Genomic DNA, 13,178 nt, shown 5'->3' with positions numbered 1-13,178 from the left:
AGCGGGGGAGGATCAGCGCGGACGGTGGTTCAGCGGCAGCGAACCTGGTTGTTGCTCTGCTCCACCGCACGCCCCGCAAGGCCACCCGCGGCCGCGCCCAGCAACGAGCCAACGATCCGCGAACGGCCGCCGTCGATCACGTTGCCAAGGATGCCACCACCGGCCGCACCGATGATCAACCCGGTCGTGCCGTCGTTGCGCTTGCAGTAATAGCGGCCATCCTGACCCGCATAAACGCGGTCGTTGGTCGCCAGCGTGCGCTCCTGGTAGTTCGGACCCGCCCGGTAATAGCGCGAGGGATCGTAATTGCCCTCGTCGCGCTCGTCCGGATACGCCTCCTGATAGCCGCCGCTGCGATCGGGCGCGGTACGATAGCCGGTCTGCGGCGCATAACCGCCGCGATTGCCGCGGACCGACTGGTAGCGATCGAATTCCGTGCGGAAGATCTGCAACTCGCTGTCGAGCCGCGCCTGCGCTGCCGCGAACCGCGCGTCGTCGGCCTGCGACTGCGCAAGCGCGGGCGTGGCAACGGAAAGGCACGTCGCCGCAATCACCGCAGCCGTACCGAAGAAACGCTTCATGATCCAAATCCTCGTCAAAGGGTCACATGCAGGGACGGACGGTGGCGTCATGCCACCGCCCGCCTGGTGCCGACGCACCATAGTACGCGCCGGCTCGGCTTACATCAGCGGCAAATCTGCACGCGACGATGGTTGCGCCATTCGGTGCGGCAGCGGCGATTGTTGTTCCAGTTGCGACGATCATTGCCGCGGCCGCGATAGCGCCGGTCGTCATGGCGATCGCCACGATGATCGTTACGGCGGAAATCGCGGCGATCGCCACGGTGATCCCCACGATGATCGTTGTCGCGATACTGCTCGCTATGCCCGCGATCGCGCTGCGCCTCGGCAGGAGCGGCGGCGCCTAGGCCGAGCGTTGCGAAGGCCAACCCGGCAGCAATGAGATGCGTAAACTTCATGAGATGTCCTCTCGAACCCGACAATCGGGATGTGCCGTTGATACGGCTGTCGAGAGACATCGTTCCTGAACGGGGTTGTCGGCTGCGGTACAGGTTTGGGAACGCAAGCGACGACGCATGTAAAGCGTCACTTGTCGGTTGACGTCAAGGCGAGTCCGCCGCAGCATCGGCAATGGTCATCGACTCCATCCGGCATAAGGCCTTGCGGTCGTTTGCCGAAACCGGTCGGGCCAAGGGGTTGCCGGGCAACCTTGTCGATCGATTGCGTCATATGCTGGCGTATATCGCAGTGATGGAGACCGTCGACGAACTGGCCGTACCGCCGAATTTCGGCGCGCATCGACTGATCGGCGATCGCGCCGGTCTATGGTCGCTGACGGTGACGAAGAACTGGCGGATGACGTTTCGGATCAACGATGCCGGTGGCATCGAGGATCTCGATCTGGAGGATTATCACTGATGGCAATCAAGTTGCATGCAAGCTTCGCGGTCCACCCCGGCGCATGGCTGCGCGCCGAAATCGTCACGCCGCACGGGTTGAGCGTAACGGACGCCGCCGCCAAGTTGCGCGTGACGCGACAGGCGATGAGCAACCTGCTGGGAAGCCGTGCCGGATTGTCGGCCGAGATGGCGATCCGGTTCGAGAAGGCGTTCGGCTTGCAGGCCGAGACGCTGATGCGAATGCAGGCCGCGTATGATCTGGCACAGGCGCGGGCGCGTGAGGGCGACATCGAGGTTGAGCGAGTGGCGGCTTAGGCGCCGTCAAAAAACGACTATCTGACTGGTCTACATTTGGTGGGTCAACGCTTCAGATACGCGTCCAGGATTTACATTGAATTTCTGTGCCACGTCGCGCTGGTGTAGTTTTGGAAACCTGGCGGCGAATACCCTGATATCTTCCGCGAGTTCTGGCGTGAAATGCGCGCTTCGCACCGAGGCGCGTGTGACGGGCGAATTTCGATACGTTTCGTCGGCTAGATCGTGAAGTTCTTCGATGCCGTACTCGTCTGCGATCTCACGAAGTCGAGAACGTATCTCAGGAATCATTCGCTTGTTACCCGACATGTATCCGCCCCCGACTCGAAGTCTTGGAGAGATGATCTCAAAATTGCTCGGGATTTGCAAGTTTACGGGAATAGGCGAAAAATGATTGGTTGAATTAGGCAAATAGCGAGTGCCGACGCTTTACTTCACCCTATGGTCACGAAGCTGTCCATCACCCGCTTGCGGCCTGACTGTTCGAAGTCGATCTCCAGCTTGTTGCCTTCAATTTCGGCGATCTCGCCGTAGCCGAACTTCTGGTGGAACACGCGCATGCCGAGCGACAGGTCGTCGCGGCCTTTGTTGCCGAGGCTGATCGCACTGGCGCGGCTTTCGACGACGCGGGCGGGTTTGGTGGAGAAGGTGCTGCCGGTGCCCGATGCGCGCTGCCAGCCGGGACCGCGGCCGGTGCCGCGAGCGACATCCGCGAACGGGTCGGCGCGGTCGGACCAGTTGGCTTGCCACAGGCTTGCACCGCCGGACATCGTGGTTTCCGTGTCGATGTGCTCGGCGGGGAGTTCGGCGACGAAGCGCGAGGGGATCGACGAGTTCCACTGGCCATAGATGCGGCGGTTGGCGGCGTGGATGATGACAGCCAGCCGGCGTGCACGCGTGATCGCGACATAGGCCAGGCGGCGTTCCTCCTCGAGGCTCTTCACGCCGCCTTCGTCCAAGGACCGCTGCGACGGGAACAGGCCTTCCTCCCAGCCGACCAGGAAGACCGTGTCGTATTCGAGGCCTTTGGCGGCGTGGATGGTCATGATCGTGACCTGCGGATCCTGCGCCCCGCCCTCGTTGTCCATCACCAGCGACACGTGTTCGAGGAACGCACCGAGCGAGTCGTATTCCTCCATCGCGCGGACGAGTTCGCTGAGGTTCTCCAGGCGCCCGGTCGCCTCGACCGATTTCTCGGCCTGGTACATCGCGGTGTAGCCACTCTCGTCGAGCAATTGCCGCGCGAGTTCGGCGTGCGGCAGGCTGGTCGCCATGTCGCGCCACCGGGCGATGTCGCCGACCAGCCGTCCAAGCGACTTCTTCGCTGCCCCGGTCAGTTCGTCGGTATCGAGGATGCGCGCGGCGGCGGTGGTCAGCGGCGTGCCGGTGGCGCGCGCGAGCTGGTGGATGCGCGCGACCGCCTTGTCGCCGAGCCCACGCTTGGGGACGTTGACGATGCGTTCGAAGGCGAGGTCGTCCGCCGGCTGGTTGACCACGCGCAAATACGCCAGCGCGTCGCGGATCTCGGCGCGTTCGTAGAAGCGGAAGCCGCCGACGATCTTGTACGGCATGCCGATCGCGATGAAGCGGTCCTCGAACTCGCGCGTCTGGTGCTGCGCGCGGACCAGGATCGCGACCTCGTCCAAGGATTTGCCCGAGCGCCGGACGATGTCGATCTCCTCGCCGACGCGGCGCGCTTCCTCGGGGCCGTCCCAGACGCCGATGACCTTCACCTTCTCGCCGACATCGCGCTCGGTCCACAGCTGCTTGCCGAGCCGCCCGCCATTGTTTGCGATCACGCCCGATGCGGCGCCGAGGATATGCGGCGTGCTGCGGTAATTCTGTTCGAGCCGGATGACCTTCGCGCCCGGAAAGTCACGCTCGAACTTCAGGATGTTCTCGACCTGCGCGCCGCGCCACGAATAGATCGACTGGTCGTCGTCGCCGACGCAGGCGATGTTCTTGCGCTCCTGCGCGAGCAGCCGCAGCCAGAGATATTGCGACGAATTGGTGTCCTGATACTCGTCGACCATGATGTATTTGAAGCGCTGCTGATACTGCGCCAGCACGTCGCGGTGCGTCTTCAGGATGACGAGCATGTGGAGCAGCAGATCGCCGAAATCGCACGCGTTGAGCGCGATCAGGCGCGTCTGGTATTGCTGGTACAGCTCGCCGCCACGGCCATTGGCATAGCGCTCGCTCTCGCCCGCATCGATGTCGGCGGGGACGAGCCCCTTGTTCTTCCACTGGTCGATCAGCCCAGCGAGGCTGCGCGTCGGAAAGCGCTTCTCGTCGATGTCGGCGGCGAGGATCAGCTGCTTGAGCAACCGCAACTGGTCGTCGGTGTCGAGGATGGTAAAATTCGATTGCAGCCCGACCAGTTCGGCGTGGCGACGCAGCATCTTCGCGGCGATCGCGTGGAACGTGCCGAGCCACGGCATGCCCTCGACCGCGTCGCCGACCAGCCGGCCGACCCGCTCGCGCATCTCGCGCGCAGCCTTGTTGGTGAAAGTGACGCTCAGGATCTCCGACGGCCATGCCTTCTTGGTGAAGATCAAATGCGCGAGCCGGGCGGTGAGCGCCGCAGTCTTACCGGTACCCGCGCCGGCGATGATCAGGACGGGGCCATCGGTGGTCAGCACCGCCTCGCGCTGCGGCGGATTGAGGCCGCGGAGATAGGGGGCTCGGCATGCGGCGCGGACGTTTGGGCGATCTGGTTCACCGGTGAACAGGTAGGGAACGGGGGGCCATGGGGCAAGCGGGTAACGCCCGCGCGGTGCGGCGATGTGTGGAACAATAAGCGACCATTTAGCGAGGACCGGACCTGCGGGACGGGGCTGTTCTATACCAACGCCGCGTATCTGCCGGGGATCATCGACGCAGGCATATCCGCATCGTCCTGCCAATAATGGGTCGGCTCCCATTAAGTCAGCAAACCGATGGATAGCCAATGAAGCGCCAACGGCAACAAGACGGCACTATGGAAATTGCGGCAGGTTAACCGCGAACCACAGCGCCGATGCAACCACTCAGCTTGAAAAGCGTCCTGTAAAAGACGATATTCACCGTAACCGGCACCATGCCGGACAAAGGAGCTGATTTCACAATGGCTAATTGGTCTGACCCCCGGCCCCGCGCCGCGCCGTTCGGAACGACGGCCACGGGCCAGCGTACCGAGGCCTATGACGCTGGTCTCCGGTCGTACATGCTGTCCGTGTATAACTACATGGGCTCGGCAGTCCTTCTGACGGGCATCGTCGCAATGCTGTTCGCGTGGGGCGGTGCGGAATCGCCCGCCGCGCAGGTGTTCATGACCGGCGGCCCGCTGAAGTACGTCATCATGTTCTCGCCGCTGGCGATCGTGTTCGGCATGAGCTTCGGCCAAAACCGGATGTCCACGGGCACGATGCAGTTGCTCTTCTGGGGCTTTGCCGTCCTGATGGGCCTGTCGATGTCGACCATCTTCCTGGTCTATAGCGGCACGTCGATCGCGGGTGCGTTCTTTGCGACCGCAGCTGGTTTCGCTGGTCTCAGCCTCTACGGCTACACCACCAAGCGCGACCTGTCGGCGTTCGGCACGTTCCTGATCATCGGTGTCGTCGGCCTGCTGGTCGCCAGTCTGATCAACATGTTCCTGCAGTCGGGCGTCATGCAGCTGGTCATCAGCGGCGTCGGCGTGCTGCTGTTCGCAGGTCTCACCGCCTACGACACGCAGCGTACGAAGAGCCTGTACGCGCAGGTCGCTGGCACGGACATGGTTGGCAAGGTCGTGATCATGTCGGCGCTGAGCCTATACCTCGACTTTATCAACATGTTCATGTTCGTGCTGCGTCTGTTTGGTAGCAGCCGCAACTAACTCCCGCTAAGGGTTGTAAGAACGCAGGGCTCGGCGGGACACCGCCGGGCCCTTTCTTTATGGCCTTGAGACAGGAATGGGACGCGCAATGCGGCTCTCGATCGACGTGCGTCTGGATTACGGGATCACGGGGGATGCCGATGTGCTTCTCCAGATCGAGGCGGCGGCGATGGCCGACCAGAAAATCGAGTCCGAGTCCCTTACCCTGTGGTCCGACAGCCCGATCCGCGCGGTGCGTGGCGAAGACGGGATCGGCCAGCGCTGCTGGTCGCGCGGGCATGGTCGGTTTACCGCCGAATATAAGGCCATCGTCGCAGTGAACCGCGAGCGCGTTCAGCTCGAGCTGTATCCGGCGACGCCGCCGCGCATGCTCGATGGGGAACTGACGCCGTATCTGATGCCTAGCCGCTATTGTCCGTCGGATCGGTTCGAGGGTTTCGTCGCACGCGAGTTCGGCGGGCTGGAAGGTGGGCCGCTGGCGGCGGCGTTGACCGAGTGGGTGTACCAGTCGCTCGATTATCGCTGCGGATCGAGCAGTGGGGAGACGACCGCACTCGATACGTTCGCGTCGCGCTCGGGCGTGTGTCGCGATTATTCGCATTTGCTGGTGTCGCTGGCGCGCGCCGGCGGAATCCCGGCACGCTGCGTGTCGGCCTATGCGCCGGGCGTCGATCCGCCCGACTTCCATGCGGTTGCGGAATTGTGGCTGGCAGGGGACTGGCGGCTGATCGATGCGACCAAGATGGCGACGTGCAGCGATATTGCGCGGGTCTGCGTCGGGCGTGATGCAACGGATATCGCGTTCATGACGGTGTTCGGGCAGGCGTATCTCTGGGAGCAGACGGTGAGGGTGACGCCGCTCGACTCTCCGTCATCCTGACGAAAGTCAGGACTCAGGGTTCCGGGGGAGCGTTTGTGGCTCTGGGTCCTGACTATCGTCAGGATGACCGTTGCGCTTGCGCAGGAACGCTCCGCCCCTTCGACCGTTGGTCATCGCCAAGATTAAAAAGGGACGTCGCAATGACCGACATAGACAAGAGCGCGCTGGACAGCCTTTCGGTAGCGCCCGACGACAAGGATGCAGAAGGCAAGAGCTCCGGTCGCGATCCGCGTCAGGAAGCGGGTCAGGACAAGTCGATCGGCAAGCGCCTGCAGAAGAACCCCGACAGCGCCGACGCCCGTCTCGACAACGGGCTCGACGAGTCGATGGACGGCAGCGATCCAATTTCGGCGACGCAGCCGGGGTCGGGCAGCGAGCCGGCCAAGTCCTCGGGCTATGACGAGGACGCAGAGCGGGCGTTGCGCGAAAAGCAGGCGTAACCCGAGCATCTGCTCAACGAACAGGCGTCGGTCGGCAACGACCGGCGCTTTTTTGTTGCCCAAACGCCTCGCAACGCAATCGAATCGCACGATTTCGTTCGGTTCATCGCAGCCTTGTTGCAGTGCAACAGCTTTCATGGTCGCTTGGCGTTACGGAAAGATGACGCGCGATAGGAACGTTGTTAACCATCCTAGCGCATAGTCTGCCGGTTCCTTGACGAGAGCGGGGTGACGACATGGCTTCCAGAATGAAACCGGCACAGGGCTCGATGACGCTGGCCGAGATGAAGGAATTTGCGGCTTTTCCGAGTTCGACGCAGCGGTACATCCGCCGTTCGCTCGACGTAGGGCTCGACCGCGAGGACGCGATGCTGCGCTGGTCGCGCGACGTCGTCGAGGCGGCAAGCATCCGGGCGCAGGCGCGGCTCTACAATAATCTTCCCGATCTGCGCGCGATGGTGCCCGACGACAGCGGCCTCGATGCGATCGAACCATTCCTGGCGCCGTTGATGACCCTGGTAGCGTTCGATCTGGGGCAGGGGCGGCTGACGAGCTTTTCGGCGCTGCGGTTTCTGTACGAGCGGTTGATCGGGGCAGAGGTGAGGCCGTGGTTGCCGTCGGCGTTCTGTGCCGCGGCCGCGTTGCCGCATCTGCACCCGGAACTGCGGCGGAAACTGCTTCAGTCGATCAGTGAGGCGGCAGCGACGGCGTCGGGCTGGTCGAACCGGCAGCCGGCGTTTTTCCCGTACTGGGTCGAGAAGGTGGATTCCGGCACGACGCTGGCGAGCTGAGGCCTATCCTCTGGTCGTGTTGAGCCCTTCGACACTGTTGCGACCGAGCGTCACAACCACCCCGGCGAAGGCCGGGGCCCAATTGGAGAGGTCGCAGTAACGATGCGCCCCCGCGCCATTGACGTCCCCCAATTGGGCCCCGGCCTTCGCCGGGGTGGTATTGGCGATGGACGACTGTCCCAATCACCGGCACGCCCGCCACCCTGCCGCGCCACGGTTCGCCTGATCCAGATGCAGATGGTCGGCGTGCGCGGCGTTGTAGTCGGGGGACAAGGTCGTCGCGAACACCTTGCAGGCGCCATCGCGCACGTCGCGCAGGAAGGCCGATTTGGCGTCGTCGCCCTTCCAGTCCCGCGCGACGGTGATGCGCGTGCCGTCGGTCAGGCGAAAGCCGGCGATGTCGACCGCGTCGGCGGTTGAGTGCTCGCTCCAGGTGCCTGCATCGCGCCCGTAGATCCGCCGGCAACTGTAACTCCCGAAATGATCGATACTGGCAACGCGCGCCCCGAAATGGCGTTGGGCTGCGGGCTGGACGACGTCCCATTCCCACATCGACAGCGCTGCGGCGACCGGGCAGGCGACGCCGAGGCCTGCGGGCAGGAACGCGATCGTCCGAGCGCCACCGGTCAGCCTGACGCCATCCGAATACCCGCATTGCCCCTCGCCCTTGCGCGGCGGCAGGACGGTGTAGCGCACCCCCGCGCGATCGAGCAGCGCGCGGCATTGCGGGAAATCCTCGGTCAGCGCGGTGAGCTTTCGTCCGGTGAGCATCCCGATCGGCTGACCGAGATCGAGCGGCGTCCAGGGCAGATCCTGCGGGCGCCCGCGTAGCCCCGACCAGAGCATCATGCCGAGCGCCGCGACGATCGCCAGCCCGACGAGCCAGCCGAGCGTCAGTCGCACCGTCCGCATGTCAGCCGCGCACCGCGTCCGACATCGGCTCCGAGGTGATCGGATAGCCGAGATCGTGCGGAATACAGAGGTGCTCGACGCCGTCGCGCGTTTCGGTCCACGGCGTCACGGTCCGCACCGGATGCGCGCGCGCGTGCTCCACGGCCGCAGCGAAGTCGGCGAACTGTGCCAGCCGTTCCAGATTGCGCCGCGTCGGAAAGATGATCGTCGCGCGCCCCGCATCGGCCTCCGCCAGCACATCGGCTGCCGTCGCCCAGAGCAGCCGGACATTCTCCGTCGCATCGACCTGCGCTTCGGGGGCGCCCGCCGGCAACCGCGCCAGGTAGAAGCGCGTATCAAAGATCCGGGCATGCGCATGCGCCGGTCGCCAGCGCGCAAAATATTCCAGCGCATCCAGATCGAGACCGACGGCGGCGTCCGTCAATGCCTCGCCGAACGCGGTCCCGGCATGCAGCGCCGCGCGCATCCGGGCGAACGCGGTCGGGGAGGGCATCGGCGACAGCCCGATCGGCAGACCGGCTTCCTCGATCGTCTCGCGTACGGCGGCTATCCGTGCCGCGCTTTCGGCGTCTCCCGTCCCGAGTACCGCCGCCAGCGCGTGATCGCCGGGATCGACTCGCCCGCCGGGAAAGACCAGCGCGCCGCCTGCGAACGCCATCGCCTTGGCGCGTTCGACGAACAGGAGTTCCGGCGGTCCGTCGCCGGCGTCGCGGAACACGACCAATGTGGCGGCGGGAATTGCGGGCGGCGTGTCGGTCATATCGGGGCGTAACGCGTCAATTGCCGATCGGGTAGCGCAAGCGGTGTCCGTGCAACCTCAAGGCGCGACCGGGGCGGGGTTCGTGGCGGCATAGGCAAGTGACCAGCCCGGCGGCAGATAGTCGGTCGACATGTAGTAATAGAACAGGCACGCGCCATCACGGCGGTACGTTCCGCCCTTGACGAGACCAAGTGCAACATTGCCGTCGAACACCGGTGCGCCGCTGTCGCCGGCCTTGCAGGTGGGGCCTTCGACCGCGACCCAGGTCGGCAGGCACGCGCCGCCGCACAGATCGCCCGCCGGCGCGAAATCGACCATCGCGACGAGCGCGCAACTATACCCGGTTCGTTCGCCGCGGTGGCAGACGAAATCCCCCGCACGCGTGCTCTCTCGGTTACGCCACGTTGAGACGGAGCGGGTCAGCGTCTTCGCCGTATCGGCATAAAATAACGCGGGGAGCGGCGCGCCGGCGGCGATCGTGTTGACCTGAACGTCTTGATAGCCCCAGCCCCATTGCCCGACAAAGTCGAGCGGGACGTTGCCTTGGCGCGCGTCGACATAGGTCAGCGCGTCGGGACAATGCGCGGCGGTGGCGATGCCGGAGCGCGATCCGTCGGTGACGACGAACCCGGTCGTGCAGGCATAACGCTTGCCATCGACCGTCCCCACGACCCGCGCGCCGCCCTCGACCGACGGCGCGCGGGGCATCGGCGCGGGTGGCGGAACGGTCTCCGGGATCGGCGCGGGCAGATCGGGAGCGGCCTGTGTCTGAGCCGGCAGTGCGTCCGTCTGGTCGTTGGTCGTCCGGTCGATCGCCTCGATCCGGACGGGGACGCCGGTCATCGTCTCGATCTCAGCCTGCAACGCGCCATCTCGATCGAGTTCGGCGTCGCGGCCGCTGATCATGACCAGCAGCGCGCCCGTCCGCGGGTCGATCCCAAGGCCGGGCGGATGTGGCAAGGCCGCGCGGATCCGCGCCTGATACGTGGCGATGATCGCCAGCATGCCCGTGCGGTTCATCGTCGCGCCGGTGCGAAACACGATCGGGACGACGATCCCGCCGGCCATGACCGACTGGTCCGGAACAGGGGCGGTGCCGGTCAGCAGGATGACGATCCGATAGGTCGGACTATGATCGATCGCGATACCCGCCCAGCGGTCGCGGTAGGTCTCGCGCAGGCGATCGGTCACCGCGACGCTGTCCGCCTGAGCGCGCAACCGGTGCATCGCCTCGTCGAGCGTGACGCCGAACGCGCGCGCATATTGCCCGGCATCCTGCATCAGCGCGTCGACCGGCAACTGGATGCGCGGTCCAGCCGACTCCGTGACCCCACGCGCAACGGGCGGCGGAACGATCGTCGGAACCTGCGCTGCCGCGGGTAGCGGTATCGTGGTCAGCAGGGCGAGGGCCAGCAATTGCGGGACTCGAAACATCGACATGGACTGGGTATCGCACCGGAGAGGCAGGCGGGCGTACCACGCGGCACGCCCAGCGCGATCAAACGCATGCACCGCGGTGTCCGATCCCGTCGGCCGTCTTGCGGCGCTCTGGGACGTGGATACGCTCAACCGCACGTCACGGCGGGTGGCCCAGCGAGCGCAGGGACCGGGGTGGCCCAGCCAGCGAGGGCGTTGGCCCTGGTCGCGACAGGTCGAGCGCGGCGGCATAATAGGGATCGGCCTCGGCCTCTGCGAGCGTCACAAACCGAAAGCCCATGGCTTGGTACAGGGCCAGGAGGCGCGGCATCATGCGCGCATCGAACGCGCCGACATGAAGCAGGAGCACATAGGGAATGTCGCGGCCGAGCTGCGCCTTCGCGCGCGCGCGTGAGGCGATTGCCGCTGCACGGGCATCGGCCAGAAAGCTGTCATCGAGGCGACGAACCGCATCGGCGTCCCGACCGATATCGCACCCGGCAAAAGGCGGATTCCATTTATAATCGTCGAAACTCATCGTCACGGCAGCGACCCGGTAGCCCTTCGCCCTAAGGCTTGCACGGGCGGCCTCGCGTGTCGCGGGCGTCTTGCCTTCCGCCAGGAAGGGGTAGCGAAACCAGTGCCAGTCCGACCCCTGTGCAGCCTCCGGAGCAGCCCCTCGTCCGGCCGCTTGTACAGCGGTGCCGAGCGGCGCTTCGTTACGAGCGATATCCGCGGAAAAGGCGGCCGCGCCGATGTCGTCGAGATTGGTATGCGAATAGCTATGGTTGCCGAGCGGCAGTCCGGCCGAGCGCCAAGCCGCGACCGCCTTGGCCGAGCCGGCCGGGTCGTCGGTCCCGAAGCCGCCGTTGAAAAAGCCGAAGGCCGGCGCGTTCGCCGCTCCCAGCGCGCGCACGAGAACACGGATGACGTCGACCCGTGTCATACCGGCAGGCAGGGGGCCGTGCGCGGGAATATCGTCGAACGTCAGGGCGATCGCCGGACGCGATTCGCGATGGTTGGGTCGGAGCGCCGCGGCGGCCTGCGCCGGCCGGTCCTGACGATCGTTCGACTCGCGCACCGCCTCGCCGGTCCGCACGACGGCCTGCTGCGCCGCGGGTGCGCCAGGCCCCTTGGCCGCGACGACACTCATGGACGCCAGTATCAGCGTCGTCCGCCACCGCATCATCGTCCACTCCATGGTCATCGTCGTTCGCCGCATCACTAACGGTGCGCGTCACGGTATCGCAAGTGGTTGGACGCGCGGTGAAAGTAGCAAGCCGATCGCGGTTGCGGTATCAAGCGGCATGAAAATCGATCATCCTGCCGCCACCGATGCGCGCGTCGAGGAACGCGCCGCGGTCGATGCCGCGACGTTCGCTGCCGAAGTCGCGACCAGCTCGACCCCGATCGTCTTGCGCGGCCAGGTTTCGCACTGGGCGAGCGTCCGCGCGGGGCTCGACGGCGATCGTGCGATTGCGGCCTATCTGGTGGGACTCGGCAATGGCGGCCAACCGATGGAAGTGCTGATCGGCGGACCGGAGTTCGGCGGCCGCTTCTTCTACCGCGGCGACCAGCTCGAAGGCTTCAACTTCCACCGTGAAAAGGCGTCGCTCGGCGCGCTACTCAACGAGCTGCTCCGCCTGTCGGCGCTCCCCGAAAACGCGCGGCATATCCTTTATGCCAACGCCGCGACCGCGCCCGAGCATCTGCCCGGCTGGTCCGCGGCGAACCCGCTCGACCTCCCGATGGGCGGCGCCGTGCCAAGGCTCTGGATCGGCAACGGGACGCAGACCGCAACGCACTATGACGGGTCGACCAATCTCGCCTGCGTCGTCGCCGGTCAGCGTCGCTTCACGCTGTTCCCGCCCGATCAGGTCGGCAATCTCTACATCGGACCGCTAGACCGCACGCTGGCGGGACCACCGGCGAGCATGGTCGATCCTCTAACGCCCGATTTCGATCGCTATCCGCGGTATGCCGCGGCGCTCGGCCACGCGCTGGTCGCCGATCTGGGGCCGGGCGACGCGATCTTCATGCCCGCGATCTGGTGGCATCATGTCCAGGCGTTCGGTACGCTCAACGTGCTGTGTAATTATTGGTGGTCGTTCGATCCGACCGTTTCGGCCTTCAACGCGGTCGTGCACGCGCTGATGGCGGTACGCGATCGGCCCGCGGCGGAGAAAGCCGGCTGGCGGGCGTGGTTCGACCACTACGTGTTCGGCGACGACGCAGCGGCGGCGGCCGATCATCTGCCGATGGCGGCGCGCGGTGTACTCGGGCCGGCGAGCGACGAGCGCACCGAACGCCTCCGCAACTATCTGCTCAAATCGCTCCAGCGCCGCTGATCGATACGGGTTCGGGCGATACGGGTTCGATCGATACGGG

Annotated in this window: 14 protein-coding genes; 7 read left to right on the top strand and 7 right to left on the bottom strand. The window is 65.4% G+C overall.

Annotated elements, in window-relative coordinates; genetic code table 11:
* Positions 1 to 29: 29 nt before the first annotated feature.
* Positions 30 to 581, bottom strand: a complete 552-nt coding sequence (locus tag QP164_RS08860) for a glycine zipper 2TM domain-containing protein (protein ID WP_132740412.1) — start codon at positions 579 to 581, stop codon at positions 30 to 32.
* Positions 582 to 685: 104 nt separating this feature from the next.
* Positions 686 to 979, bottom strand: a complete 294-nt coding sequence (locus QP164_RS08855) for a hypothetical protein (protein ID WP_333922908.1) — start codon at positions 977 to 979, stop codon at positions 686 to 688.
* 172 nt (positions 980 to 1,151) lie between these two features.
* On the opposite strand from QP164_RS08855, the gene QP164_RS08850 reads away from it, so the two are divergent.
* The gene (locus QP164_RS08850; RefSeq protein WP_333922907.1) at positions 1,152 to 1,439 is read left to right on the top strand and encodes a type II toxin-antitoxin system RelE/ParE family toxin; all 288 of its coding nucleotides are present in this window, start codon (positions 1,152 to 1,154) and stop codon (positions 1,437 to 1,439) included.
* Positions 1,439 to 1,735, top strand: coding sequence for a HigA family addiction module antitoxin (locus QP164_RS08845; protein WP_132740403.1), 297 nt, complete (start codon positions 1,439 to 1,441; stop codon positions 1,733 to 1,735). The genes QP164_RS08850 and QP164_RS08845 overlap by 1 nt, the downstream gene beginning before the upstream one ends.
* A 434-nt stretch (positions 1,736 to 2,169) precedes the next feature.
* Here the strand turns inward: QP164_RS08845 and QP164_RS08840 are convergent, their stop codons facing one another.
* On the bottom strand, positions 2,170 to 4,467 hold the full coding sequence (locus QP164_RS08840; RefSeq protein WP_333924221.1) for an ATP-dependent helicase: 2,298 nt from the start codon (positions 4,465 to 4,467) through the stop codon (positions 2,170 to 2,172).
* Positions 4,468 to 4,841: 374 nt separating this feature from the next.
* On the opposite strand from QP164_RS08840, the gene QP164_RS08835 reads away from it, so the two are divergent.
* From QP164_RS08835 to QP164_RS08820, 4 genes are all read left to right on the top strand, one after another.
* Complete coding sequence (locus tag QP164_RS08835; protein WP_333922906.1) at positions 4,842 to 5,591, top strand: Bax inhibitor-1/YccA family protein; 750 nt, start codon at positions 4,842 to 4,844, stop codon at positions 5,589 to 5,591.
* Between the two features lie 88 nt (positions 5,592 to 5,679).
* A complete protein-coding gene (locus QP164_RS08830) occupies positions 5,680 to 6,471 on the top strand; it encodes a transglutaminase-like domain-containing protein (RefSeq protein ID WP_333922905.1) in 792 nt (263 codons plus the stop codon).
* 140 nt (positions 6,472 to 6,611) lie between these two features.
* On the top strand, positions 6,612 to 6,911 hold the full coding sequence (locus QP164_RS08825) for a hypothetical protein (protein WP_060526722.1): 300 nt from the start codon (positions 6,612 to 6,614) through the stop codon (positions 6,909 to 6,911).
* A 236-nt stretch (positions 6,912 to 7,147) separates the two neighbouring features.
* The gene (locus QP164_RS08820) at positions 7,148 to 7,702 is read left to right on the top strand and encodes a hypothetical protein (RefSeq protein WP_132740394.1); all 555 of its coding nucleotides are present in this window, start codon (positions 7,148 to 7,150) and stop codon (positions 7,700 to 7,702) included.
* Positions 7,703 to 7,885: 183 nt separating this feature from the next.
* Here the strand turns inward: QP164_RS08820 and QP164_RS08815 are convergent, their stop codons facing one another.
* The 4 genes from QP164_RS08815 to QP164_RS08800 form a co-directional block, all read right to left on the bottom strand.
* A complete protein-coding gene (locus QP164_RS08815) occupies positions 7,886 to 8,614 on the bottom strand; it encodes an extensin-like domain-containing protein (protein WP_333922904.1) in 729 nt (242 codons plus the stop codon).
* A 1-nt stretch (position 8,615) separates the two neighbouring features.
* Positions 8,616 to 9,374: an NUDIX hydrolase gene (locus tag QP164_RS08810; RefSeq protein ID WP_333922903.1), complete on the bottom strand. Its 759-nt coding sequence runs from the start codon at positions 9,372 to 9,374 to the stop codon at positions 8,616 to 8,618.
* Between the two features lie 57 nt (positions 9,375 to 9,431).
* A complete protein-coding gene (locus QP164_RS08805; protein ID WP_333922902.1) occupies positions 9,432 to 10,814 on the bottom strand; it encodes a hypothetical protein in 1,383 nt (460 codons plus the stop codon).
* A 136-nt stretch (positions 10,815 to 10,950) separates the two neighbouring features.
* Positions 10,951 to 11,979 (bottom strand): polysaccharide deacetylase family protein, encoded by a 1,029-nt coding sequence (locus QP164_RS08800; protein WP_333922901.1) that lies wholly within the window; start codon positions 11,977 to 11,979, stop codon positions 10,951 to 10,953.
* Here QP164_RS08800 and QP164_RS08795 point away from each other — a divergent pair.
* Entirely contained in the window at positions 11,942 to 13,138 is a 1,197-nt protein-coding gene (locus tag QP164_RS08795) for a cupin-like domain-containing protein (protein WP_333922900.1), read from the top strand. The genes QP164_RS08800 and QP164_RS08795 overlap by 38 nt on opposite strands.
* Positions 13,139 to 13,178: the final 40 nt, after the last annotated feature.

Origin of the sequence: Sphingomonas sp. LR59 (assembly GCF_036855945.1) — a bacterium.
In the GTDB taxonomy this organism is placed as follows: domain Bacteria; phylum Pseudomonadota; class Alphaproteobacteria; order Sphingomonadales; family Sphingomonadaceae; genus Sphingomonas.
The sequence above is the reverse complement of the archived record's forward strand: the minus strand, read 5'-3'. Positions and strand labels throughout refer to the sequence as shown.

Bases quoted from the DNA above. Each gene is read 5' to 3' on its own strand.
- QP164_RS08845 (WP_132740403.1), top strand. From the start codon at position 1,439: ATGGCAATCAAGTTGCATGCAAGCTTCGCGGTCCACCCCGGCGCATGG.
- QP164_RS08805 (WP_333922902.1), bottom strand. From the start codon at position 10,814: ATGTCGATGTTTCGAGTCCCGCAATTGCTGGCCCTCGCCCTGCTGACC.
- QP164_RS08830 (WP_333922905.1), top strand. From the start codon at position 5,680: ATGCGGCTCTCGATCGACGTGCGTCTGGATTACGGGATCACGGGGGAT.
- QP164_RS08825 (WP_060526722.1), top strand. From the start codon at position 6,612: ATGACCGACATAGACAAGAGCGCGCTGGACAGCCTTTCGGTAGCGCCC.
- QP164_RS08815 (WP_333922904.1), bottom strand. From the start codon at position 8,614: ATGCGGACGGTGCGACTGACGCTCGGCTGGCTCGTCGGGCTGGCGATC.
- QP164_RS08800 (WP_333922901.1), bottom strand. From the start codon at position 11,979: ATGATGCGGTGGCGGACGACGCTGATACTGGCGTCCATGAGTGTCGTC.
- QP164_RS08820 (WP_132740394.1), top strand. From the start codon at position 7,148: ATGGCTTCCAGAATGAAACCGGCACAGGGCTCGATGACGCTGGCCGAG.
- QP164_RS08855 (WP_333922908.1), bottom strand. From the start codon at position 979: ATGAAGTTTACGCATCTCATTGCTGCCGGGTTGGCCTTCGCAACGCTC.
- QP164_RS08795 (WP_333922900.1), top strand. From the start codon at position 11,942: ATGGACGCCAGTATCAGCGTCGTCCGCCACCGCATCATCGTCCACTCC.
- QP164_RS08850 (WP_333922907.1), top strand. From the start codon at position 1,152: ATGGTCATCGACTCCATCCGGCATAAGGCCTTGCGGTCGTTTGCCGAA.
- QP164_RS08810 (WP_333922903.1), bottom strand. From the start codon at position 9,374: ATGACCGACACGCCGCCCGCAATTCCCGCCGCCACATTGGTCGTGTTC.
- QP164_RS08835 (WP_333922906.1), top strand. From the start codon at position 4,842: ATGGCTAATTGGTCTGACCCCCGGCCCCGCGCCGCGCCGTTCGGAACG.
- QP164_RS08860 (WP_132740412.1), bottom strand. From the start codon at position 581: ATGAAGCGTTTCTTCGGTACGGCTGCGGTGATTGCGGCGACGTGCCTT.